At 67.4% G+C, this 25,291-nt stretch carries 12 protein-coding genes; 5 read left to right on the top strand and 7 right to left on the bottom strand.

Translation table 11 applies throughout. The features are described from left to right. Window positions 1-2: 2 nt before the first annotated feature. Complete coding sequence (ccoN, locus tag ACN2C7_RS07315; RefSeq protein ID WP_419320797.1) at window positions 3-1,652, bottom strand: cytochrome-c oxidase, cbb3-type subunit I; 1,650 nt, start codon at window positions 1,650-1,652, stop codon at window positions 3-5. 121 nt (window positions 1,653-1,773) lie between these two features. Between ccoN and ACN2C7_RS07310 the strand changes: the two genes are divergently transcribed. From ACN2C7_RS07310 to ACN2C7_RS07290, 5 genes are all read left to right on the top strand, one after another. Further along, window positions 1,774-2,055, top strand: coding sequence for a hypothetical protein (locus ACN2C7_RS07310; RefSeq protein WP_419320796.1), 282 nt, complete (start codon window positions 1,774-1,776; stop codon window positions 2,053-2,055). Between the two features lie 513 nt (window positions 2,056-2,568). Beyond that, window positions 2,569-3,162: a response regulator gene (locus tag ACN2C7_RS07305; protein ID WP_419320794.1), complete on the top strand. Its 594-nt coding sequence runs from the start codon at window positions 2,569-2,571 to the stop codon at window positions 3,160-3,162. A 20-nt stretch (window positions 3,163-3,182) separates the two neighbouring features. Next, the gene (locus ACN2C7_RS07300; RefSeq protein WP_419320793.1) at window positions 3,183-3,629 is read left to right on the top strand and encodes a hypothetical protein; all 447 of its coding nucleotides are present in this window, start codon (window positions 3,183-3,185) and stop codon (window positions 3,627-3,629) included. A gap of 124 nt (window positions 3,630-3,753) precedes the next feature. Further along, window positions 3,754-4,935 (top strand): acyl-CoA dehydrogenase family protein, encoded by a 1,182-nt coding sequence (locus ACN2C7_RS07295; protein WP_419320792.1) that lies wholly within the window; start codon window positions 3,754-3,756, stop codon window positions 4,933-4,935. Next, entirely contained in the window at window positions 4,935-5,753 is an 819-nt protein-coding gene (locus tag ACN2C7_RS07290) for an FAS1-like dehydratase domain-containing protein (protein ID WP_419320790.1), read from the top strand. The genes ACN2C7_RS07295 and ACN2C7_RS07290 overlap by 1 nt, the downstream gene beginning before the upstream one ends. Before the next feature lie 19 nt (window positions 5,754-5,772). Here the strand turns inward: ACN2C7_RS07290 and ACN2C7_RS07285 are convergent, their stop codons facing one another. The 6 genes from ACN2C7_RS07285 to bglX form a co-directional block, all read right to left on the bottom strand. Continuing rightward, a complete protein-coding gene (locus ACN2C7_RS07285) occupies window positions 5,773-8,064 on the bottom strand; it encodes an FkbM family methyltransferase (protein WP_419320789.1) in 2,292 nt (763 codons plus the stop codon). A gap of 10 nt (window positions 8,065-8,074) precedes the next feature. After that, window positions 8,075-10,111: an N-acetylglucosamine transferase gene (locus ACN2C7_RS07280; RefSeq protein WP_419320788.1), complete on the bottom strand. Its 2,037-nt coding sequence runs from the start codon at window positions 10,109-10,111 to the stop codon at window positions 8,075-8,077. 180 nt (window positions 10,112-10,291) lie between these two features. After that, on the bottom strand, window positions 10,292-18,286 hold the full coding sequence (locus tag ACN2C7_RS07275; RefSeq protein WP_419320787.1) for a beta strand repeat-containing protein: 7,995 nt from the start codon (window positions 18,284-18,286) through the stop codon (window positions 10,292-10,294). A 414-nt stretch (window positions 18,287-18,700) separates the two neighbouring features. Then, the gene (locus ACN2C7_RS07270) at window positions 18,701-19,429 is read right to left on the bottom strand and encodes a response regulator transcription factor (protein ID WP_419320786.1); all 729 of its coding nucleotides are present in this window, start codon (window positions 19,427-19,429) and stop codon (window positions 18,701-18,703) included. Window positions 19,430-19,557: 128 nt separating this feature from the next. Further along, window positions 19,558-22,803: an autotransporter outer membrane beta-barrel domain-containing protein gene (locus ACN2C7_RS07265; RefSeq protein ID WP_419320784.1), complete on the bottom strand. Its 3,246-nt coding sequence runs from the start codon at window positions 22,801-22,803 to the stop codon at window positions 19,558-19,560. 136 nt (window positions 22,804-22,939) lie between these two features. Then, the gene (gene bglX, locus ACN2C7_RS07260; RefSeq protein ID WP_419320782.1) at window positions 22,940-25,234 is read right to left on the bottom strand and encodes a beta-glucosidase BglX; all 2,295 of its coding nucleotides are present in this window, start codon (window positions 25,232-25,234) and stop codon (window positions 22,940-22,942) included. Window positions 25,235-25,291: the final 57 nt, after the last annotated feature.

Genomic DNA, 25,291 nt, shown 5'->3' with positions numbered 1-25,291 from the left:
CCTCAGGCGATCGCAGGAGCGAGGGCGGGCTGCATCTGTTCAGACGCGGCTTGGGACGGCATCCGGATCGTGCGCCAGATGTTGACGATCATGATCACGGCGCCGGCGAGGTACATCAGGCCGCCAACGGTGCGGATGACGTTCTCGACGTGCTTGGCGGAAACCGTCTCGATGAAGCTGTAGGCCAGGAACCCCTGGGGCGTGTATTCGCGCCACATCAGGCCTTCCATGATGCCCGACACCCACATCGCGGCGATGTAGAGCAGGATCCCGGTGGTCGCGATCCAGAAGTGCCACTCGATCAGCTTGTTCGAATACATGTCGGCCTTCTTCCAGAGCCACGGCACCAGGCAGTAGATGGCGCCGAAGCTGATAAAGCCGACCCAGCCCAGGGCGCCGGAGTGCACGTGGCCGATGGTCCAGTCGGTGTAGTGGGAGAGCGCGTTGACCGCGCGGATCGACATCACCGGGCCTTCGAAGGTGCTCATGCCGTAGAAGGCGATCGAGACGACCATCATCCGGACCACGGGGTCGGTGCGCAGCTTGTCCCACGCGCCCGACAGGGTCATCAGACCGTTGATCATGCCGCCCCAGGACGGCATCCACAGCATGATCGAGAAGGTCATGCCCAGGGTCTGGGCCCACTGCGGCAGCGCCGTGTAGTGCAGGTGGTGCGGGCCGGCCCAGATGTAGATGAAGATCAGGGCCCAGAAGTGCACGATCGACAGGCGATAGCTGTAGACCGGCCGCTGAACACGCTTGGGCACGAAGTAGTACATCATGGCCAGGAAGCCGGCGGTCAGGAAGAAGCCGACGGCGTTGTGCCCGTACCACCACTGGGTCAGGGCGTCCTGGACGCCCGAGAAGACGCCGTAGGACTTGTGGTTCAGCAGGCCGACGGGAACGCCGGCGTTATTGACCAGGTGCAGCAGGGCGATGGTGACGATGAAGGCCAGGTAGAACCAGTTGGCCACATAGATATGCGGCTCCTTGCGCTTCCAGAGCGTGCCCAGGAAGACCAGCAGGTAGGCCACCCAGACTATGGTCAGCCAGATGTCGACGTACCATTCGGGTTCGGCGTATTCCTTGCCCTGGGTCGCGCCCATCAGATAGCCGGTGGCGGCCATGACGATGAACAGCTGATAGCCCCAGAACACGAACCACGGAGCGATGCCGCCGGCCAGCCGGGCCTTGCAGGTGCGCTGCACGACCCAGAACGACGTGGCGATCAGGGCGTTGCCGCCAAAGGCGAAGATCACCGCCGAGGTGTGCAGGGGTCGCAGGCGTCCGAAGTTCAGAAAACCAAGCTCAGGGAAGTAGAAGATCCGCGGCCAGGACAGTTGGGCGGCAATCAGCACCCCAACCGTGAGGCCCGCCGCACACCAGAACATGGTGGCGATGACCCCGGCCTTGATCACATTGTCGCTGTAGCGGTCTGGCTCGTCCCGCAGGCTGCCCGACGCCAGTCCGGCATTGAGCATGAAGGCCGTCAGAACTGCGGCCAGGGCAAAGGTTCCCATCTGCAGCTGAAAGATCGGATCATGACTGAGCCCCACCCCCATGATGGCGAGAAAGGCGCCGACGATCGCGAAGGCGAGTAACGCGGCCGACCCTGCGGGCGGGCCTGTATCAGGGAGAGACGGGGCGGACATTCGGACTCCGTTCAGCGAACTTGGCCCTGCCTCCCACGATTTGTTCGACCCCACTTTGATCCGTATCAAAGCGGCGCTTGGCGCTGTGAATGACCATGGGAGCCATCCTGCGGAGTTGCCGATGTCGTTCCCTACCGTCCACATCTGGGGCAAGCCCCAGACCGCTCTGGCCGTGGCGGCCCTGGTCAGTTGGGCCGTGGCCCTCTGGCAGGCGGCGCCGCGCCTGATGGCGGGTCCGATCTGCAGCAGCGCCCAGGACATCTCGGTTCTGGCGGGTCACTGCCCAGCCTGCCCTGCCGCGCTTGTGGTCAGCCTGGCGCTTCTGACCAGCCTCGCCCTGCGCTGGCGCGACGCGCGCCGGATGTCGCCCGTGCAGGCGAGTCGGGCGCAATCGGCCGGATAAGCGACATCGACGACACAGACCTGGTCGCGCTGCTGAAAACCTTATCGGGCTGGGCACAGGCCGACATGGCCCCGGCGATCCTGTCGCGCGCAATCACGTCCTCATTTTCGAGCGCTCACAAAACGGCACGAAGGTCGCGGCGAACAGCTTGACCCGTTCCTCTGACGTGGAGCTCACCTCGGCCAGCCGTTTGCCAGGTTCGCCCAAAGACTTCGCTCCAGGCACGACACTCTGATCCGGCCGGACACCGCAGGATATCTGCTTGCTCGCGGCGCAAACCGACGCGCCGCACGAACAAAGCACAGCAAGATTCACATGACCTTGATCTGACGATTTGTCACAGTTGACAGTCGAACGCTGCAGAAATCCTACATCCACAGAATTGCCGGCCTTTGGATTGTCATCCACCGGAGCGAATACCCAAAATGAGACCACTGGCCGGCCGTTAACTGTAGTTCTCGGCAATGTCTTAAATCGAGCCGCGCTTTGATCTTGGCAAGTTTGGGACACGCCATGCTGCCATCAACCTTGATCAACCTGGAAAAGGCGCGCGCGCTGATCGCCGACAGCAACAGCCAGGCGCAGGACATCCTCGCCTCGGTGCTGGCCGGGTTTGGCCTGCGCAACGTAGTGCGGGTCAACACCGGCCGCGAGGCTCAGGAAGAATTACGCGCCCGTCCCGTCGACCTGATCTTCACCGACGCCCAGATCAAGGATGTGGACGGCTACGACCTGATCGCCTGGCTCAGGCGGCAGAGCAGCGAGACCCTGCGCCAGACGCCCGCGATCCTGGTGTCGGCCCACACGCCTCTGCGCGATGTGGTGCGCGCCCGCGATTGCGGCGCCAGTTTCATGGTGGCCAAACCGCTATCGCCCCAGGTTCTGCTGGAGCGCATTCTCTGGGTCGCCCGCTCGGACCGCGCCTTCATCGAATGTGATGTCTATGTCGGACCTGATCGGCGGTGGCGGAACGCTGGCCCGCCGGTTGAGCATCCCGACGGTCGCCGTCGCGACGACCAGGCCGCCGAGATCGGCCAGGCCGCCGACGACAACCTCAGCCAAACCGAACTGGACCAGTTGGTCAAACCGCAGAGGACAGCCGCGTGAGCGAAGTCAAACGAACCCGAATGAAACCTCGCCTGGCCGAGCTCATGAAGCAGCCCGGCGGTATCTATGCCGCCGAGGCCCTGGAGCGCGCCGAGCAGGCGCTCGAGACCATGCGCGAACCCTTGCTGGGCTCGATCGACGAGGCGCTGATCGAGCTTGAGCGCCTGTCCAACCCCTTCTCGGTTGAGGCCGTGCCCACCCTCTATCGCCTGTCCAGCGACATCATCAACTTCTCGCTGGCCGAAGAGATCAGCGGGGTCGAGCGCGCCGCGCGGTCACTATGCGAGCTGCTGGACGAAGCCTTGCCGAACGACCCGACCACCAGGGCCGGCGTCACGGTCCATGTCGCCAGCCTGAAACTCCTGCACCGCCGGGTGGACGCCGAGATCGACCAGCGCTCGATCCTGGAGGGCCTTGGACGTATTCTCGCCAAGGCTCGGGAGACCGCCAGGGCGCAGGCCGCCTGATTTAAGGCGCGCCTGCCCCTGCGGCGCCTGCCTCAAGCCTCTCGCGGTCTGGCGCAATGGCGCTAAGCTGGGACTCAAACGCGCGTTCGATCCGGACGCGCGTGGATTTGCCCAAGGCTGCACCATGAGCTCCCCTCCCGCCGCGACGGCGACCGACCCTCAACTGCTGCAGGCGCTGCGCGACACCGTCCGCGCCCTGTGTCGCGACTTTCCGGGCAGTTACTGGCGCGGCCTGGATCGCGAGAAGGCCTATCCGACCGATTTCGTCCAGGCGATGACCCGGGCGGGCCTGCTGGGCGTCCTGATCCCCGAGGAATATGGCGGCAGCGGCCTTGGCCTGACGGCGGCGGCGACCATCCTGGAAGAGGTCCACGCCAATGGCGGCAACGCCGCGGCCCTGCACGCCCAGATGTACACCATGGGCACGGTGCTGCGGCACGGATCAGCCCAGCAGAAGCAGACGTGGCTGCCGGCCGTGGCCGACGGCTCGATCCGGCTGCAGGCCTTCGGCGTCACAGAGCCCACCGCCGGCACCGACACCACCTCGATCAGCACCTTCGCCCGCCGCGAGGGCGACACCTATGTGGTCAACGGCCAGAAGGTGTGGACCAGTCGCGCTGAACATTCCGACCTGATGGTGCTGCTGGCCCGCACCACGCCCAAGGATCAGGTCCAGAAGAAGAGCGACGGCCTGTCGGTGTTCCTGGTCGACATGCGCGCGGCCAAGGGGAACGGGCTGACGATCAAGCCGATCGCCACCATGCTGAACCACGCCACCACCGAGGTGTTCTTCGACAATCTGGTCATTCCCGCCGACAGCCTGATCGGCGAAGAGGGCAAGGGCTTCAAATACATCCTCGACGGCATGAACGCCGAGCGCATCCTGATCGCCGCCGAGTGCCTGGGCGACAGCGCCTGGCTGATCGGCAAGGCCCGCGACTACGCCAATGAGCGGCGGGTGTTCAACCGTCCGATCGGCCAGAACCAGGGCGTGCAGTTCCCGATCGCCCGCGCCTATGCCCAGGGTCACGCCGCGCGACTGACCGTCTATGACGCCTGCGCTCGCTATGAGGCCGGCCTGCCCTGCGGCGAGCACGCCAATATCGCCAAGATGCTGGCCTCCGAAGCCAGCTGGGCCGCCGCCGACATGTGTCTGCAGACCCACGGCGGCTTCGGATTCGCCGAGGAATATGACGTCGAGCGCAAGTTCCGCGAGACCCGGCTGTACCAGGTGGCGCCGATCTCGACGAACATGATCCTGGCCTATGTCGGCGAGCACGTACTGGGCCTGCCGAGGTCGTACTGATGGCCAACATCACCGACTGGATCGGCCGCGAGCGCCGCAGGGTCGAGGTGCTGGCGCCCGGTGATCTGGCGCGGCTGGCGGCGGTGCTCGACCGACCCGAGCCGCCGCTGCAGGTCCCGCCGGCCTGGCACTGGGCCTGCGCTGTCGAGACGCCCCGCCAATCGCAGATCGGCCCCGACGGCCATCCTCTGCGTGGCGGGTTCATGCCCCCAATCGCGGCCCCGCGCCGGATGTTCGCGGCGGCCGAGATGCGGTTCGCGGCGCCCCTCCTGGCCGGCGTCGAGACCGAGTGGGTCGAGCGTGTCGCCTCCATTTCCGAGAAGGCGGGCAAGAGCGGTCCGCTGACCTTCGTCGAGGTCGAGCGGCGGATCTCGCAGGGCGGAGCGCTCTGCATCGCCGAGACCCAGACCATCGTCTATCGCCCCGCCCCGACGCCGGGCGAGCCTGCGCCCTCCCCCGTCGCCGCGCCCGACGACGCCGACTGGCGCGTGACCATCACGCCCGATGCGGCAATGCTGATGCGGTTCTCGGCGGCGACCTTCAACGCCCATCGCATCCACTATGACCGGGCCTATGCAGTCGAGGTCGAGGGCTATCCGGGGCTGGTCGTCCACGGACCGCTGATCGCGCTGAGCCTGCTAGAGGCCTTGCCTCCGGGGCGGGCTGTGACAAGCTTCTCGTTCAGAGCCGTGCGTCCGCTGTTCGACGGCGCGCCGTTCGAGGCCTGCTGCAAGCGCGTGGACGGCGGGGTCGAGCTTTGGGCGCGGTCGGCCGACGGCTGGCTGGCGATGACGGCGCGGGTGGGGCTGGCTCCATAGCCATCCAAGGCCGTGACGATCAGCCCGGCTCCGCCCCCAGCACCCGCGGATCGTTCTCCAGGCTCGACGTATCGAAGCCGTGATAGAGCGACAGGAAGCGGAACGGGTGCTCCTGATAGCTCTCGAACATGATGTTGTTGATGTCGGTGGTGGTGTCGAAACAGCCCAGCACCGCGTCCGGAACATGCCGCGTCAGGTGATGACGACCCAGCAGCAGGGCGACCTGGTCGATCCAGCGGGTGACGACGTCACGCGCCAGCCGGTCGTCGAGATAGGCCCGCAGGAAATTGAACAGCCGCGCCGCGTTCGGGGTCGGATTGACCAGCAGCAGGTTGGCGGTGATCCGCGAGCCGGCGGCCAGGTTCTTCCAGTTCTCGTTGAAGACCACGTCGGCCATGGCCCACTGCTCCAGCAGGTCGCTGACCCCGCGTTGCAGCAGCAGGTCGATGTCGGAGACGAAGATCGGCCGGCCCAGCGTCTCCAGGAGGCCGCCCAGACGCTGGAAGCGCACTGACTGAAAATGGGCCACCGGCAGGGCGATCAGCCCCTTGGGCGGCGCGTCATAGCAGCGGGTGGTCACCGCCGCCGCATCGAAGTCGTCGCCGACGAAGATCAGGCGCTCGTCCGTCACGCCAACCGACTTGACCGCCTGCGCCAGCCGGTCGCCGCCGCCGATCACGTGGATCACCACCAGACTGGACACGTCACTGTGGCGCAGCACCGACAGGGCGTACCACCGGCCGTACTGGTCGACATATTTCTCGTCGGCCGCAGCGAAAAACACCGCCCGGACGTCCAGGCGGTCGGCCAGGGCCTTCAGCCCGGCCGCGTCCAGGGCTTGGCCCGTCGCGGTCAGGAAACGGGCCGGCGGGTCGGACGGCGGCGCGGGGGTCGGCCCGATGATCGCCTCGATATCCAGCGAGCCCAGCAGCGCCCGGTAGTGATGCACCCAGTCGGACCATTCAGGGTGAGACAGCAGGTCACCCACCGCGACATTGGGAACCTCGGTCGCGAGGTTGGCCAGCAGGGCCAGGTCGCTGTCCGACAGCGGCCGGCACAGCAGCAGGCTCATCGCCTCGTGAAAGTCGCGCAGGCGCACCAGGGGATGGATGTCCTTGTCGGGCGACACCGCCAGCACGGCCCGGCGCTGGAGCTCGGCCTCGTGGTCGCCTGTCGCCCGCGCATGGTCGGCCAGCAGGGTCAGCGCCCCGACATGGCCCGGGTCCAGAACGATCAGTCGCCGGGCCAAGTTCAGGGCCTCTTCCGTGCGACCCAGGGCCTGGTTGCAGCCCATGGCCGCCCCGACCATCTGGGCGCCGCCGGGCATCAGCTCGGCCATCACCGACGCATAGGGCTCGGCCAGGGCCACCTCGCCGCGGTTGAGATGCAGGTTGAAGGCCTGGGAGCCCATAGAGGTCTGCTGCTGGATCAGGGGCCACAGGGCGTGGATATCCGGCGTCAGGGCCCGGGCCTTGACCAGCGCTCGCAGCGCCTCAAGCACCCGCCCGCCCGCCAGATGGCTGCGCGACACCCCAATCCAGGCCGCATAGTCGTGGGCCCCGCCCAGCAGGTGCTCGAACAGGACCAGGGCGTCTTCGGGACGATCCTCGGTGAACAGCCGCTCGGCCAGGGCCAGCACGTCAGCCTGCCGGCCGCCGGACGACGACGTCTCAGGGCGGCGCAGCCGGTCGGCGCGCTCGAACAGCACGTCGATCTGCAGCAGCGCATTGTCATGCAACTGCGGCATCCGGTTGAATTCCATCACGTCAGCGCACTTGAAGCCCATCTGCGCCATCTTGGCGAAGATGTCCTCGGCCCGGGCGCCGCCGATATTGTAGTCGACCAGCGACACCTCGATCTGGATGTAGTCGGCCTTGGACAACACCGCCTGGCCGCCGACCAGCACGTCCACTTCCGAGCCCTGGGTGTCGATCTTGACGAAATCGAACTGACGGCCGGCCAGAAGGTCGTCGATCCGGGCCTTGTCGACCTCGTGCCGGATCGCGGTCTCGTCGTCGAAATATTCGGTGTTTTCACGATAGAGCGAGCTGCCGGTCGATTGTAGCCAGGTCTTGCTGAGGAACAGCTCGCCCTTGCCTGCGACATCCGAGGCCGCCACCTCGTGCCGCTCGAATGGAAGGCGCAGCAGCTTGTCGCGACAATGCGGGTTGGGCTCGATCAGGGTCGGCAGGCAGCCCGGAAACACCTCCAGAAAGGCCTGGGTGTACTCGCCCAGATGCGCGCCGACGTCCAGCATCGTCCGAGGTGCGTAACCCTCGCGCCGCAAGGCTTCGAGGTGCTGGCGGTTCATCGGCGGGTCCTCATCGGCCCTCGGCCGCGGCTATGTCCTCGGCGGTCCAGAACCGGCCGTCGGGGCCTTGCGGACGCGCAAGATGGCGGCGGGTCAGGGCCGCCTTGTACAGGTTCTCGAAATCGCGCTCGACCAGCATCTCGCGATCGTCGCGGTCCAGCCCGATGCCGATCTCCAGATAGGCGTCCAGATTGGCGATGTTCGGCGTCGGCCGCTGGCCGGCCTGATACTCGGCGGCCATCGCCTGGAACAGGTCCTCGACGCTGCGCACCAGCAGATCCATGTCGAACAGCACGCTGGTGGCGCGATTGGCCTCCAGCCGCTCGTGCAGGGCGCGCGTCGCGTCGCGGTCGCCCGCCAGGGCCACGGCGCGCTCGACATAGTCTTCCGCCGTCTCGCAGACCAGTTCAGGCAGTCCCGCCGAACGCACCAGGCTGCCGCACACCCGCGAGGCGAAGCTCCGGCCCGACAGGGTCAGCACCGGTACAGCCATCCACAGGGCGTCCGAGGCCGTGGTGTGGGCGCCATAGGGCGCGGTGTCCAGGAACAGGTCGGCCAGCGGATAGCGGGCCATGTGTGTTGGATTGGGCTGCTTGGGCGCGAAGATCAGGCGCTCGCTCTCAACGCCGCGCAGGCGGGCCTGCTCGCGCAGACGGGCATTGGTTTCGGGATTGCTGTCCAGCAGCCACAGCACGCTGCCGGGCGTACGCTTGAGGATCTCCATCCAGCGACCGAAGGTGAAGGGCGTGATCTTCTGCGGGCCGTTGAAACAGCAAAAGACAAAGGCCTCCTCGGGCAGGCCGGCGTCGGCGCGGCTCGGCCGGGCCTCCGACACGATCCGTTTGCGGTCGTTGGGCTGGTAGCAGGGGATGCGCCGCACAGCCTCGGAGTAGAAATGTTCGAGTTCCGGCGGCGTGATCCACGGATCGCCGATGATGTAGTGGTGGAACGCGCTGCCCATGGTGCCCGGATAGCCCAGCCAGTTGACCAGGATCGGGGCCGGGCGGCGGGCGAAAACGGGGGTGCGCGAGTCGCGCGTATGGCCGTTCACATCGACAAGGATGTCGATCTGGTCGTCGGCGATCGTGCGGGCCGCCTGCTCGTCGGTCATGCCGCGGATGTCGGTATAGTGCTCGACCGCTACTCGGGTGCGGGCGTTGAGGGGATCGGTCGCCGGCGGGCCGCAGTAATAGGCGAACACCTCGACCTTCTCGCGGTCGTGCAACTCGAACAGCTCGGCCATCAGATAGCCGACGGCGTGGTCGCGCAGGTCGGACGACACATAGCCCACCCGCAGGCGACGGTCGGTCAGGTCGATGGGCGCGTCGCGGCGTTCGGCGACGATGGCCTCGGGCGCGCAGCTGCCGTCGCGGTCGGTGAAGGCGGCGGCGGCGCCCAGCTGCAGCAACGGGTCGTCGGAATAGGCGGCCACCGACAGCGGGTTGATCCCCTTGAGCAGGGCGCGACGATCGACTCGCTCCCACGGCTCCAGCGGCGGCCACTTGCACTGGCCCAGCCGCGCGGCGACCAGCTGGCCGATGGTGTCCAGCTGGGTGGGATCAAGGTCAGCGCAGCGCCACAGGGCGGTCTCGGCGCGGCCGGTCTGCTGAGCCTCCAGCAGGGCGCGGGCCATCTGCTTGTAGGCCGAGAAGACGTAATGGGCGTTGGAGCCGGTGATGGCCAGGGGACGCGTGGCGGCGGCGTTCCAGGTCGCAATCCCCGCTTCCAGCGCCCCGGCCCGCTCCTGCAATCCGCCCAGATTGATATAGGCCGGCAGGAAGTCGGGATTCAGGGCGATGGCCCGCTCCAGATTGGCGATCGCCGTATCAGCGCCGCCGATGTTCGACTGCAGGGTCGCGCAGTTGAACAGGGCAATGAAAAGCTGCGGATGCTCGGGATTGAACTGAATCCAGATCTTGTAGACCTGCTCGGCCATGGCCACCTGGCCAGCCTCGGTATAGCGACCGGCGGCGTTGATCGCATCGCCGAGCGGCAACCCTTGCGTCGTGATGGCCTGGAGCAGGGCGAGGTCGTCGGTTTCAACCATGGTCATCTCAAGCGCGTTTGCGAAGCCGGAGCGCCTCCGACTCGCATCGCGTGATGTTGGCACGTCGCGCAAACCTCACCAATCGCGGCACGACCGGGCCGGGTTCTGACCAGTCGCGTTCTGGCAGGGCGCGCCCTGCCCGGCCGCCGGCGTCCTGCGACGCCGGCGGACAGAAAGGTCTTAGGTGACGCCCAGATAGGCGATGATCTGCGGATCCGACAGGCTCTGCACCTGGGTGGTGGTCAGAGCGCCGGCCTGGGTGGCGGTCAGGGCCGAGATGTTGGTCGTGCTCAGATTGTCCAGCTGGGTGATCGTCAGGCTGGCCAGCTGCGTACCTTGCAACGATCCGACCTGGGTCTCGTTCAGACCGCCGATGACGGTGTTCGACAGGGCCGAGACCTGGCTGGTGGTCAGGGCCGCAATCTGGGTGTTGAACAGTTCGCCGATATCGGTGGTCGACAGGCCCTTGATCTGGGTCGCCGTCAGGCCCTTGACCTGGGTCGTGCTCAGCGCCGCCGTCTGGGTGGCGTCGAGCGCCGAGACGTTGGTGGCGCTCAGCGCGGCCAGCTGCGTCGTGGTCAGGGCGCCGATCTGGGTATCCAGCAGTCCGCTGATGTCCGTCGTCGACAGGCCACCCAACTGCGCGGTCGTCAGACCCTTGATCTGGGTGGTGTTCAGCGCCGCGACCTGGGTATCGGCCAGGGCCGAGAAGCTGGTCGCCGTCAGGGCGCCAAGTTGCGACGTGCTGAGCGCGGCGACCTGGGTGGTCGACAGCGCCTGCAGAGCGGTCGTGGCGAAGGCCGTGATCTGGCCGGTCGTCAGGGCGCCGACCTGGGTCGCCGACAGTTCGGTGATGTCGGTGGTCGACAGACCCTTCAGCTGGGTGTTGGTCAGGCCCTTGACCTGGGTGGCCGTGAGGCCGGCCATCTGGGTCTCGTTCAGAGCCGACAGGTTGGTGGCGTTCAGGGCCGCCAGCTGCAGGAGGCTCAGCGCCGCCAGTTGGGTGTCGGCCATGGCGCCGGCCTGGGTCGTGTTCAGGGCGGTGATCTGCGAGGTGGTCAGGCCCTTGACCTGGGTCGTGCTCAGGGCCGCGATCTGGGTGTCCTTCATGCCGAACAGCATGCCGGGGCTGAACGACCCCACCTGGGCCGCCGACAGGGCGGCGATCTGGGTGGTGGTGAAGTCAGAACCGATGTCCAGATCGTCCATCGCCGCCAGTTGGGTGGTGGTGATGGCCTTGACCTGGGTCTCGTTCAGCGCCCCGAACTGAGTGGCGTCGAAGGTGCGGATATTGCTGCCCAGGGCCGCGACCTGGGTCGCGGTCAGGGCTGCGATCTGGGTGTCGACCAGGCTGTAGGCCTGATCCACGGTCAGGACCCCGACCTGGGCGGCTGTCAGGCCCTTGATCTGGGTGGCGTTCAGCACATCGATCTGGGTGTCGTACAGCGCCTTGACGCTGGTCGTCGTCAGGCCGGCGATCTGGGTCGCGCTGAGCGCGCCGACCTGGCTGGTCGACAGTTGCTGGACGTTGGTCGCGGTGAAGGCGCCGATCTGGGCCGCCGTCAGAGCGCCGACCTGAGTGGTCGACAGCTCGGTGATGTCGGTGATCGACAGACCCTTCAGCTGGGTGGCCGTCAGCGCCTGCACCTGGGTGTTGCTCAGGGCCGCGACCTGGGTGTCGGCCAGGGACGAGACATTGGTCTCGGACAGGGCCTTCAATTGATCCGCCGTCAGGGCGCCGATCTGGGTCTCGGAGAACTGGGCCATGTCGCCCGTGTTCAGACCCTTCAGCTGGGTCGCCGTCAGGCCCTTGATCTGGGTGGTGCTCAGAGCGGCCACCTGGGTCTGGTCAAGCGCCGACAGGTTGGTCGCCGTCAGGCTGGTCAGCTGGGTCGGGGTCAGGGCGGCGATCTGGGTGTCGAGCAGCTCAGCGATGTCGGTGACCTTCAGACCCGACAGTTGCGAGGCCGTCAGACCCTTGATCTGCGTGGCGTTCAGGGCCGCAACCTGGGTGTCGGCCAGGGCCGAGAAGGCCGTGGCGGTCAGGACGCTGATCTGGGCCGCGCTGAGGGCGCCGACCTGGGTGGTCGACAGGGCCTGCAGGTTGGGGATGTCCACCGCCGCGATCTGCGCGGTGGTCAGGGCGCCGACCTGGCCGGCCGAGAGCTCGCCGATGTCGGTGGTGTTGAGGCCCTTGATCTGGGTCGTGGTCAGAACCTTGATCGAGGTCGTCGAGATGGCCGCGATCTGGGTCTCGTTCATCGCCGAGATGTTGGTGGCGCTCAGCGCCGTCAACTGCGCCGTCGTCAGGGCCGCAACCTGGGTGCCGGCCAGCTCACCGATGTCGGTGGTGCTGAACGCGGCCAGCTGCGTGTTGGTCAGACCCTTGATCTGGGTGGCGTCCAGGGCCGCCATCTGGGTGTCGGCGAGCGCCGAGACCCCGGTGGTCGACAGGGCGCCCAACTGGGTCGCGGTCAGGGCTGAGACCTGGGTCGCGGCCAGCTCGCCGATGTCAGCGGCCGAGAGCCCCTTCAACTGCGTAGCTGTCAGGCCCTTGATCTGGGTGCCGTTCAGCGCCGCGACCTGGGTGTCGACCAGGGCCGAGACATTGGTCGCGCTGAGGGCGCCGATCTGGGCGGCGCTCAAGGCGCCGACCTGGGTGTCGGCCAGATCACCGACATTGCCGGCGGTGAGGCCCGCGACCTGAGCCGTGGTCAGGCCCTTGACCTGGGTGGTGCTGAGGGCCGCGAACTGGGTGTCGGCCAGCAGGGTAACGCTGGTGACCGACAGCGCGCCGATCTGGGTGGCCGAGAGGCCGCCGATCTGGGTGGTGGACAGCGCCTGCAGGTTGGTGACCGACAGCGCGCCCACCTGGGCGGCGCTCAGGGCGCCGACCTGGGTGGCGGAAAGTTCGCCGATATCGGTGACCGTCAGGCCCTTCAGCTGGGTTGTGCTCAGCGCCTGGACCTGGGTGCTGGCCAGGGCGCCGACCTGGGTCTCGCTAAGGGCCGAGACGTTGGTCTCCGACAGCGCCTTCAACTGCTCGGCGCTCATGGCGGCCACCTGGGTGGTCGTCAGTTCGGCCATGTCGGTGGTCGACAGACCCTTCAGCTGGGTGGCCGTCAGACCCTTGATCTGGGTCGTCGACAGGGCTGCCGTCTGGGTTTCATTCAGGGCCGAGATGCTGGTCGCCGTCAGGGCGTTCAGCTGGACGACCGTCAAGGCCTGCACCTGGGTGTCGGCCAGTTCGCCCACGTCCGTCGTGCTCAGACCCTTCAGCTGGGTCGCGGTCAGACCCTTGATCTGGGTGGCGTTCAGGGTGGCGACCTGGGTGTCGACCAGAGCCGAGAAGCCGGTGGCGCTGAGCGCGCCCAGCTGAGTGGCGCTGAGCACCGCGATCTGGGTTTCGGCCAGATCACCGATGTTGCCGGCGGTCAGATTGGACAGCTGGCCGGTCGTCAGACCCTTGATCTGGGTGGTGCTCAGGGCGGCCAGCTGGGTGTCGGCCAGCTGGGCGATGCTGGTCGCCGCCAAGGCGCCGATCTGGGCGGCGCTGATGCCGCCGATCTGGGTCGTCGACAGTTGCTGCAGGTTGGTGATCGACAGGGCCGCGACCTGGGCGGCCGCCAGAGCGCCCACCTGGGTGGCCGACAGCTCGGTGATGTCAGTGGTCGACAGACCCTTCAGCTGGGTGGTGCTCAGCGCCTGGACCTGGGTGTTGCTCAGGGCGGCGATCTGGGTGTCGACCAGGGCGGAGATGTTGGTTTCCGACAGAGCCTTCAGCTGATCAGCCGTCAGGGCCCCGACCTGCGTGCTCGACAGCTCGCCAATGTCGCCTGTGTTCAGACCCCGGATCTGGGTCGCCGTCAGACCCTTGACCTGGGTGGTGCTCAGAGCGGCGACCTGCGTCTGGTCAAGCGCCGAGAAGCTGGTCGCGGTCAGGCTGCCCAGTTGGGCGGCGCTGAGGGCGCCGATCTGGGTGTCGGCCAGTTCGGCGATGTCGGTGGTGTTCAGACCGGCGACCTGGAGGTTGGTCAGGCCCTTGATCTGGGTGGTGCTGAGGGCGGCGACTTGGGTGTCGACCAGGGCCGAGAAGTTCGAGGCGGTCAGGGCCCCGATGTGCGAGGCCGACAGGGCGCCGACCTGGGTGACCGACAGGGCCTTCAGGTTGGTGGTGTCCAGGGCCGCAAACTGCGCGGTCGTTAGGGCGCCGACCTGGGTCGAAGACAGCTCGCTGATGTCGGTGGCGTTGAGCCCCCTCACCTGGGTCGTCGACAGAGCCTTGATCTGGGTGGCGCTCAGAGCGGCCGTCTGGGTCTCATTGAGCGCGGAAATGTTGGTGGCGCTGACGGCGGAGAGCTGCGTCGTGGTCAGGGCGGCCACCTGGGTGTCTGCCAGTTCGCCCATGTCCGTGGTGTTCAGGGCAGCCAGTTGCGTGGTCGTCAGCCCCTTGATCTGGGTGGCGTTCAGAGCCGCCATCTGGGTGTCGACAAGGGCCGAGACGCCGGTCGCCGTCAGGCTGCCCAGCTGCGTCGCGGTCAGGGCGCCGACCTGGGTGTCGGCCAGTTCGCCGATGTCACCGGCCGAGAGCCCCTTCAGCTGCGTCGCCGTAAGGCCCTTGATCTGGGTGGTGCTGAGCGCGGCGACCTGGGTGTCGACCAAGGCCGAGACGTTCGTCGCGCTGAGGGCCCCGATCTGGGCGGCGCTGAGGGCGCCGACCTGGGTGTCGGCCAGATCGCCGATGTTGCCGGCGGTCAGGGCGCCGAGCTGGGCCGTCGTCAGCCCCTTGACCTGAGTGGTGCTGAGGGCCGCGAACTGGGTGTCTGCCAGCAGCGACACGCTGGTCGGAGCCAGGGCGGCGATCTGCGTGGCGCTCATCCCGCCGATCTGGGTCGTCGACAGTTGCTGCAGGTTGGTCACCGACAGGGCGCTGATCTGGGCCGTGGCGAGGGCGCCGACCTGGGTGGCCGACAGTTCGGTGATGTCGGTGGTCGACAGACCCTTCAGCTGGGTGGTCGTCAGAGCCTGGACCTGGGTGTTGCTCAGGGCGGTGACCTGGGTCTGGCTCAGGGCCGACATGTTGGTTTCCGACACAGCCTTCAGCTGGTCGGCGGTCAGGGCCGCGATCTGGGTGTCGAGCAGTTCACCGATGTCGGTGGTGGACAGGCCCTTGATCTGGGTGGCGGTCAGGCCCTTGATCTGGGTCGCGTTCAGGGCGGCGACCTGGGTGTCGACCATGGCCGAGAAGCCGGTGGCGCTCAGCGCGCCCAGTTGGGTCGCCGTCAGGGCCGCGACCTGGGTGTCGGCCAGCTCGCCAATGTCGCCCGCCGACAGGTTCTTCAGCTGGGTCGCCGTCAGGGCCTTGATCTGGGTGGTGCTTAGAGCCGCCGTCTGGGTCTGGCTCAGCGCCGAGACGCTGGTGGCGCTGAGCGCCGCGACCTGGGTCGGGGTCAGCGCGGCCACCTGGGTGTCGGCCAGTTCACCGATGTCGGTGGTGGTCAGGGCGGCCAGCTGCGAAGTCGTCAGACCCTTAATCTGGGTGGAATTCAGCACAGCGACCTGGGTGTCGACCAGGGCCGAGAAGGCCGTCGTGCTAAGGGCGCCGATCTGGGCGGCGCTCAGCGAACCGACCTGGGTCGTCGTCAGGGCCTGCAGGTTGGTGATACCCAGAGCCGTGGTCTGGGACGGCGTCAGGGCGCCGATCTGGTCAGCCGTCAGCTCGGTCATGTCGGTGGTCGACAGGCCCTTCAGCTGAGTCGTCGACAGGCCCTTGATCTGGGTCGCCGTAAGGGCCTGGGTCTGGGTCTGGTCAAGCGCCGAGATGTTGGTCGCCGTCAGCGAACCCAGCTGGGCCACGGTGAGAGCCTGGATCTGGGTATCGACCAGTTCGCCCATGTCCCCGGTCGACAGTCCCGCCAGCTGGGTAGCCGTCAGGCCCTTGATCTGCGTCGCGTTGAGCGCCGCCGTCTGGGTCTGGTTCAGGGCCGAGACGCCCGTGGCCGACAGGGCGCCGATCTGGACCGCGGTCAGGGCCGCAACCTGGGTGTCGGCCAGTTCGCCGATGTCGGTGGCCGACAGGCCCTTCAGCTGATTGGCCGTCAGGCCCTTGATCTGCGTGGTGCTCAGAGCCGCCACCTGGGTGTCGGCGAGGGCCGAGACATTGGTCGCGCTGAGCGAGGTGATCTGGATCGCCGTCAGGGCGCCGACCTGGGTGCCAGCCAGAAAGCCGACATTGGTGGTCGTCAGGGCGGCCAGCTGGCCGGCCGTCAGACCCTTGATCTGGGTCGTGTTGAGAGCCGCGAACTGGGTGTCGGCCAGCAGGGTGACGCTGGTGTTCGACAGGGCGGCGATCTGCGAGGCGCTGATGCCGCCAATCTGGGTGGTCGACAGCTGCTGCAGGTTGGTGACCGACAGGGCGCTGATCTGGGCCGTGGCGAGGGCGCCGACCTGGGTGGCCGACAGCTCGGTGATGTCGGTGGTCGACAGACCCTTCAGCTGGGTGGTCGACAGGGCCTGGACCTGAGTATTGCTCAGGGCGGCGATCTGGGTGTCGACCAGGGCCGAGATATTGGTCTCGGTCAGGGCCTTCAGCTGGTCGGAGGTCAGGGCGCCGATCTGGGTGGTCGACAGATCGCCCATGTCGGCGGTGCTGAGGCCCTTGATCTGAGTGGCGGTCAGACCCTTGATCTGCGTCGTGCTGAGCGCGGCTGTCTGGGTGGCGTCCAGGGCCGAGATATTGGTCGTCGACAGGCTGGACAGCTGGGTCGGCGTCAGGGCCGCGACCTGGGTATCGGCCAGTTCGGCAATGTCGCCGGTCGTGAGCCCCTTAAGCTGGGTCGCCGTCAGAGCCTTGATCTGCGTGGCGTTCAAGGCAGCAGTCTGAGTGGCGTCGAGCGCGGACACACCGGTGGCGCTGAGCGACGAAACCTGGGTTGCCGTCAGGGCCGCGACCTGGGTGCCGGCCAGTTCAGCGATGTCGCCGGCGGTCAGGGCGGCCAGCTGCGAGGTCGTCACGCCCTTGATCTGGGTGGCGTTGAAGGTTGCGACCTGGGTGTCGGCCAGAGCCACGAAATTGGCGGCGCTCAAAGAGCCGATCTGCGAGGCCGACAGCGCGCCGGTCTGGGTGGTCGACAGCGCCTGGACCTGGGTGTTGGCCAGAATCGCAACCTGCGCCGTGGTCAGGGCGCCGACCTGGGTTTCCGACAGCTCGCTGATGTCAGTGGTGGTCAGGCCCTTAACCTGGGTGGTCGTCAGGCTCTTGATCTGCGTCGCGTTCAGCGCCGCCGTCTGGGTGGCGTCGAGCGTCGACAGGCTGGTTGCCGTTAGGGCGGAGACCTGTACGGCCGTCAGGGCGGCGACCTGGGTGTCCAGCAGCTTGCTGACGTCAGTGGTGCTCAGATCCTTCAGCTGGCTGGTCGTCAGGCCCCGGATCTGGCTGACGTTCAGCGCGGCCACCTGGGTGTCGGCCAGAGCCGAGACCTGGGTCGAAGCCAGGGTTCCCAGTTGCAGGGCCGACAGGGATCCGACCTGGGTGGTCGAAAGCTCGCCGATGTCAGTGGTGCTCAGGCCCTTCAGCTGGGTCGCCGTCAGGCTGCCGATCTGGGTGGTGGACAGCGCCGCCACCTGGGTGACATCGAAGGTCGAAACCTGGGCGCCCGACAGGGCGCCAAGCTGGGCGACGGTCAGGGCCTGCACCTGGGTGTTGGCCAGTTCGCTGATGTCAGTTGTCGTCAGACCCTTGAGCTGCGTCGCCGTGACGCCCTTGATCTGGGTGGTCGAGAGGGCGGCGACTTGCGTGTCGACCAGGCCCGAGAACTTGGTGGCCGACAGCACACTGACCTGCGTCGCGCTCAGCGCGCCGATGTGGGAGGTGTCGAGGCCGGCGAGTTGGGTCGAGGTCAGGGCCGAAACCTGCTGGCCGCTGAGGGTCGTCAGTTGACTGACATCGAAGACCACGCTGGGCGCGAACTTCGGGATCTGGGTGGTGGTTAGGGCCTTGATCTGGGTCGCGCTGAGCGCCGCGACCTGGGTATCGGCCAGGACCTCAATGCCGCTGGCATTGATGGCCCCGATCTGGGTGGAGCTGAGCGACTGGATCTCGGTCGTCGACAGGGCCTGGATAGCGCTGGCGGGAAGGGCCGAAATTTGAGCGGCGGAGAGGCTCGAGATCGACATGCAGCTGTCCTGGCCGGGGTCCGCGCGGAGCGCGCGAAACTCTAACGCTTTTCGGAAACGGAGCCTGGATATGCGGGCGCCGACTCTGACCGACTCCGGTCGAGTTCCGGTAACCTTATTTTCTTTCCAATAGGTTTCAACGGGACATGCAGCCGCAGTCCCGGGACACGCCGGACAAAGGCCTCAGAAGATCGAGGTCAAACGGCCAGATCTGCGCAAAGCCCTTCAATATCAAAGCCTGAGCCAGCAAATGAAGCGATGGTTTTTCTGCTCGCCCCGCTACGTGCGGCCTGTTCAGGGCGTCTAGTTCAAGGCCGCGATCGCCACCATGGCGACTGCCGACGATGTCTGGCCAAGCAAGGTGATTCGTCGGTTCCTTAAGGAACGCGCTTAATTTCGGTTATTCAGTTGGTTCTACTCGGCCGAAACCCGCTCCACCGTCGCCGCCAAAAGATAGCCTTCATACCTCACGGTACGGATCAATTTTCGCCCCCCTTCGACATGGCTCAACTTGGATCTCAGACGGCTCATGGTGACATTGATCTGCTGTGGCCCGACGCGCCCCTCCCCGCCCCGAGGCCCCTGCATCAGCTGCTCGCGAGTCAAGATCTGCTGAGGCCTGGAAACCAGGGTCAGCAGCAGCGTGAACTCGGCCGACGACAGGTCGACCACCCCGCCATAGGGGTCCAGCAGCTGATGGGCGGCGACGCTGAGACGCCAGCCGTTGAACCGGTAGACGATGAAGCGATCATCGTCCCGACCCGGTCGAGCGCAGTCGCGGCGGCGGCGCAGCACCGAGCGGATTCGGGCCAGAAGCTCCCTTGGTCGATACGGCTTCGCCAGGTAGTCGTCGGCGCCCATCTCCAGCCCGACGACGATGTCGCTCTCCTCGGCCAGCGCGCTGACCACAACCAGCCCCGGAGATGGCGTCCGCTCCCGCAGGCGCCCGCAGACCGACAGTCCGCCCTCGTCAGGCAGCATGATGTCGAGCACGACGATGTCGATTTCGATCTCGCTGAGGATCCGGTCCATCTGCCGGCCAGACGACGCCGCGACGACCTCATATTCGTGCCGCGAGAGCAGATCGCTCAGCGAGGCGCGGGCCGCCGGGTCGGGGTCGAGCAGGAGAATTCTTTGACGCACGGCGGCGATGCTTCCGAAACCTGGGGGAACCCCTGGCTATCAGTCACGTTTGGCGCGGGAATTTCATATCCGGCTGCATTGTACTGAAACACGCTTGAAACCATGGCCCGATTGTGGCGCGGCCGGATCTAGAACATCGCCCGGCCCGATAGTCTCAGATTGTACTTGGTCTGCTTGCGCGAGGCCTCGGCTCCGCCCTCCAGCGCGAGGTACGACATCGCCGAGCCGGCCCGCAGCGCCAGGCCCAGGGTCACCGCGCCCTGCTTGTCGTTGAGCGAGGCCAGGGTGAAGGACGATCCGCCCTGGAAGCGGGCGACGGTGTCGCCGACCTCGCCGGCCAGGGTCTGGCGATAGCCCAGCCGCACCTCGGGCCGCCACCAGATGTCCTGGCCGAAATGGGCCCCGAATACGATCCCGGCGTCACCGCTGAGATTGCTGAAGGCCCGGGAGTCAACGGTCAGGTCAAAGCCGTCGCCACCGCCGCTTTCGACCCGCCGGCCCTCGCTCAGATAGACATAGTCAAGCCGCGCCTCGGGCCGGGCGTAGAAGCGGCCCAGCGGCTGCTCATAGGCGATCCCGGCGAAGGCGTTGGCGGTCGCGCCGTTCCAGTGGGCGGTGTTGGTCAGGATGACATCGGCGGTTCCGTCGCTGTCGGCATCCTCGCTGATGAAGCTGCGGTCGCCGGTCAGCCAGCCATAGCCGCCCCCGCCCCCCAGATTGAACCGCCAGCCGCCCACGGCGCGCCGCCAGTAGAGCCCGGCCTGGACGAACGAGGCGCTCGTCTCCTCGCCGGCCTTGGCATAGGTGTCGTGCTCCTCGATGCTGACCACCGCCAGGGTCGCGCCCAGCGCGCCGCCGGCGTCGCCCATCGCCTCGTAGCCCGCCACGAAGCCCAGGGCCTGGGTGTCGGAGCCCAGGGTTTCACCGTCCCGGCGCTGCACCATGGTGTTGATCTGCTGCACCCAGACGCTGTCGGGGCCATAGCGTTCGCCCTTGTCCGGTCGGATCGCCGTGGCGGCCGAGATCTGCTGGTTCGCCGACTGCAGGGCCGAGAACATCCCCTCCCCCTGGCTGGGCAGCATCTGGTTGTAGAGATTGTAGAAGCCGTCGCTGGTCTGCTGCCCCAGGAAGGCCCCGGCGATGTCGCTGTCCTGGCCCAGAGCGGCGAAGACGGCGTCCCAGGCCGCGCCCTGCGCGACCGTCATGCCGGCCTCGGCCGCCGTGCGCCGCCGCACGTCGATATTGACGCTGTCGCCGGCCTGATAGGCGTTGGCGACATAGAGGAACGGCGCGTCGCCCAGCAGATCCTGGCTGATCGTCCCGGCCGTCAGGCTGCCGGCCTTGATCACCTCATAGGTCGTCGCGTCGGTCAGCAGGTTGTTGAGCGACAGGCCCAGATTGGCGCCCGAGGCGATGGTGGCCGTATCGACCACGAACCGCGTCGCCGTGCCCGCCTCGGGGTCGACGCTGAAGATCAGCTTGCTGTCGGCCCCCAGGGTCAGGCTGGTGGCCTTGATGTCGCCGGTGTTGGTCAGGCCCAGAGCGCCGGTCCCAACGGTGACGTCCAGCCGGCCGTCAGAGTCCGAAAGATAGGTCAGAACCGAGGCGCCGCCGTCGACCACCAGCGCATCCGCGCCCGCGCCAAAGACGATCTCGCCCACCAGGACGCCGTTGAGGATCCTGATGCTGTCGTCGCCGGACCCCAGCAGCACCTTGCCGACGATGCTCGGCTCGTCGCCATCGTCCACCCCGTCGCTGTCGGTATCGGTGTCGGCCACCTCGTCATCGCCATCGTCGCCGTCATTGACGCCCGACTGGACGATCGAGACGCCGGTGATGTTCTGGCTGACGTCGATGGCGACGGCCCTGCCCGTAACCGTCTCGTCGGTGGCGTCGTCATTGTCGTCGTCCAGGTCGTAGTCGTCGTCGGTGGCGACCACGTAGGCGGCGATCGAGCCGGTATTGACGATGCTGTTCAGGGTCCCGGCCCTGTCGAGAACCGCATAGGCGGACCCCGTTTCGCCGGAGACCGAGGCCAGGATGCTGCCCGCATTGACCAAGCGGGTCATCGACGCCCCGGCCTCGATGACCAGGCCACGGGCCGAATAGTCGCCTTCCGAGACCGTGTAGGCGCTGATCGCGCCGGTGTTCCACAGGCTGTCGGCCACCGCGCCGGATTTCAGCCGCAGCCCGGTCGTCTGGGCCTCATAGGCGCTGGCGCTCAGCGAGCCGCTCAACCGCACGCCGCCGGTGATCAGGGTCGAATAGCCGGCGTCGCCGCCCAATTGCACCGCCGTGGTCTCGATAGTGTCCAGCGAGCCGATGGCCGCGACCGAGCCCCGGATGATCAGGCCATAGCCGTCGTCGCCGGCTCCCACCGCCCCGATGGTGACCGTGTTGCTGTCCGAGCCGATCTTCAGGGCCGGCGCGCCGCCATAGACGACGACCGAGGCCGCGCCTTCGCTGCTGTCGGTGACGCCGTCGTCGTCCTCGTCGTCGCTGGTGTCGTCATTGGTGTCGGTGGGAGCGGTGTCCAGCAGCACGCCGCCGGCGACATTGGCCGTCACCCGCACCGCCGAGCCGCTCTCCAGGATGTCGTCGGCGTCCAGCAGGGCCCGGTCGTCGGGATCGCTGATCCGGCTGGTGTAGCGATAGCCCGTGGCCGTCACCGAGCCCTGGATGACGAAGGCGCCGTCGACGGCGCTGTCGATCGCCACGCCGGTCGCCCCGCCGCCCGTGACGCTGACCGCCCCCTCGACCTTGACATCGCCGGTCACCGCGCCGCCGACGCGGACGCCATAGCTGTTGTCGCCGACGACCGTGATGGTTCCCGCCTGAGTCAGGGCTCCGACCAGACCGGTTTCCAGGCTCATGCCCGCCGAGCCTGTCCCCTCGACATAGATCGTCCCGGCCGAGGCGTTAACGATATCGCCCGTGAAGGTTCCGGGACCCACGATGCGGATACCATAGCGCCCGGTCCCCTTGGCGAAGACGCCGTCGAGGTCGCCGTCCTCGTCGCTGTCTTCGTAGTCGTAGTCCTCGGTCAGGCTGATCGAGCCGGCGTTGGTGACCGACCCCGCATGGCCGCCCAGCACCAGAATGCCGACCGAGTCGGAAACGTCGATGCTGGCCAGGCCTCCGTTCATCGTGACCAGGTTGTCGCTGTCCAGCGTGATCATCCCGCCTGAGGCGCTCAGGGTGATCACCCCGTCGGCCGTGACCTTCACATCATCGGCCGCGCCGCCATTGGGGCTGGAGGTGCTGATCGGCGTGGTGCGGCTGCTGCTGGTGACCTCCACCTCGGCCAGGGCGGCGCCCGCGCAGGCGAGCAGAGGTGCGGCGGCGGCCGTGGCGACGAGGAGCTTGCGCAGCATGGATAGACCTTCACGAGACGTCGCGAAGGCCTAGCGAGGCTGGGTGGCCGGGGCGTGTCCGGCTTGTTGCCCGACCGTGGGCTGCGGAAATCTGGCGTTTCGCAACGCCAATCTCCGTAAGCGGCGCCGGGCGAGGCTAGGCCGTCAGCAGCTCGAAACTGCCCGCCAGGCCGTCGACCGACGAATTGGCCACCCACAGATCGAACAGGCCCGGCTCGGCGATCCAGCGGTCCTGGTCGCCGACGAACATCAGAGCCTCGCGCCGGAGCTCGAACTTCACCTCGCGGCTGGCGCCGGGGGCGAGAGCGACGCGCTGGAAGCCCTTCAGCTCGCGCACCGGACGGGTGCGGCTGGCGACGCGGTCGCGGATATAGAGCTGGACCACGTGCTCACCGTGCACAGCGCCGGTATTGGCGACCTTGGCGGTAACGTGCAGCGTGTCGCTCCAGCGCAGCCGGGGCGTGCTGAGCTTCAGGTCGGTCAGCGCGAAGGTCGAATAGCCCAGGCCAAAGCCGAACGGATACAGGGCCTCGTTGCGGATCGACCGCCAGCGGGCCTTGTACTCCTGGGCGTTGGGATCAACCGGCGCCGGGCGGCCGGTGGTGCGGCCGTTGTAGAAGAACGGCTCCTGACCGCTCTCCAGCGGGAAGCTGACCGGCAGGCGGGCCGACGGATTGACCGCGCCGAACAGCACGTCGGCGACCGCGTTGCCCATCTCGCTGCCCAGGAACCAAGTGGCCAGGATCGCCTTGGCGTCGCGGACCACGCCTTCCAGCGCGATGGCGCGGCCGTGGCGCAGCAGCACGACGACGGGCTTGCCGGTCGCGGCGATGGCCTCGGCCAGGCGCTGCTGGACGGGCGGGATGCGGATGTCGGTGCGGGACTTGGCCTCGCCGGTCATGTCCTGGCTTTCGCCGACCGCCAGCAGCACAATGTCGGCGCGCTGCGCCGCCGCCACCGCGCGCTCGAAACCGCCGGCCAGGGTGGTCTCGACCTCGCAGCCGCGCTCGACGATCAGGCTGGCCGGATCGGTCATGGCGGCGCGCAGGCCGCTGGCCAGATCGACATTCAGGCTCTTGTCGCCAAAGAAGGCCCAGGGCCCCACGACATTGTCGCGGTCCTCGGCGAACGGACCGATCAGGGCCAGGCGCTTGCCGCCGCGCGGCAGGGGCAGGATGGCCCCCTCGTTGCGCAGCAGCACGATCGAGCGCCCGCCGGACTCGCGGCTCAGCTGGCGCAGATACGGCGTCGCCGTGCGCATCGCCTCGACCTTGTCGTTGATCGAGCGATAGGGATTGTCGAACAGGCCCAGCGCTTCCTTCAGCGCCAGCACCCGGCGCACGGAGGCGTCGACCACGGCCATCGGCACCGCGCCCGAGGCGGTCAGTTCCGGCAGGTAGCGCAGATAGAGGCCGCTCTGCATGCTGATGTCGACGCCGGCCAGTATGGCGTGGCGCGCCGCGTCGCGATCGTCGGCGGCATAGCCGTGGGCCACCAGCTCCTGGTCGGCGGTGTAGTCGGAGATCACCACGCCCTTGAAGCCCCACTCCCCGCGCAGCACGTCGGTCAGCAGGCGCTTGTTGGCGGTGGAGGGCACGCCGTTGATGTCGTTGAAGGCCGACATGGTGGTCAGGGCGCCGGCGTCGAAGGCGGCCTGGAACGGCGGCAGATGCACCTCGCGCAGGGTGGCTTCGGAAATCTCGACGGCGTTGTATTCCAGCCCCGCCGTCACCGCGCCATAGGCGGCGAAGTGCTTGGGGGTGGCCAGCATGCTGTCTTCAGCCTTGAGGTCCTTGCCCTGGAAGCCGCGCACCCGGGCCGCGCCCAGCACCTCGCCCAGATAGACATCCTCGCCGGCGCCCTCGGCCACACGGCCCCAGCGCTGGTCGCGGGCCACGTCGACCATCGGCGCGAAGGTCCAGTGCAGGCCCGAGGCGCTGGCCTCAGAGGCGGCCGCGCGGGCGGTGCGCTCGCACAGGTGGGGGTCAAAGCTGCCGGACTCGGCCAGCGGGATCGGGAAAACGGTGCGGAAGCCGTGGATCACGTCGGCGGCGAAGATCAGCGGGATCTTCAGGCGCGAGCCCTCGACCGCCGCCTTCTGGGCCTCCAGGGCGCCGGCCGTGCCCATGCCGTTCATCAGCACGCCGATGCGGCCGGCGCGGGTCTCGGCCAGCAGGGTCTGGGCGTTGCGGATATTGACCAGCGGATTGATGTCGCCGATCGGCGGGCGGATCATGTCGGCGAAGCACGACAGCTGGCCGGCTTTCTCCTCGATGGTCATCTGGGCGAGCAGCGCCTCGATCCGGTCGGACGCCTTGCCGGCGGCGCGGGCTGGAGCGGTGACGGAAAATCCCGCCAGGGCCGCCGCGCCGGCGAGCATCGACCGACGGCTCGGCCCGGACCGGCCGCCTTGACTCGCCTTCGACACCATCGATTCCCTTTACGCGCCTGAGGCGGGCAACCTCGCCGCTAAAGCCGCATGGCGCAA

It is taken from the genome of Caulobacter sp. ErkDOM-E (assembly GCF_048541895.1).
GTDB lineage: Bacteria > Pseudomonadota > Alphaproteobacteria > Caulobacterales > Caulobacteraceae > Caulobacter.
This window is presented reverse-complemented; position numbering and strand designations above follow the sequence as displayed.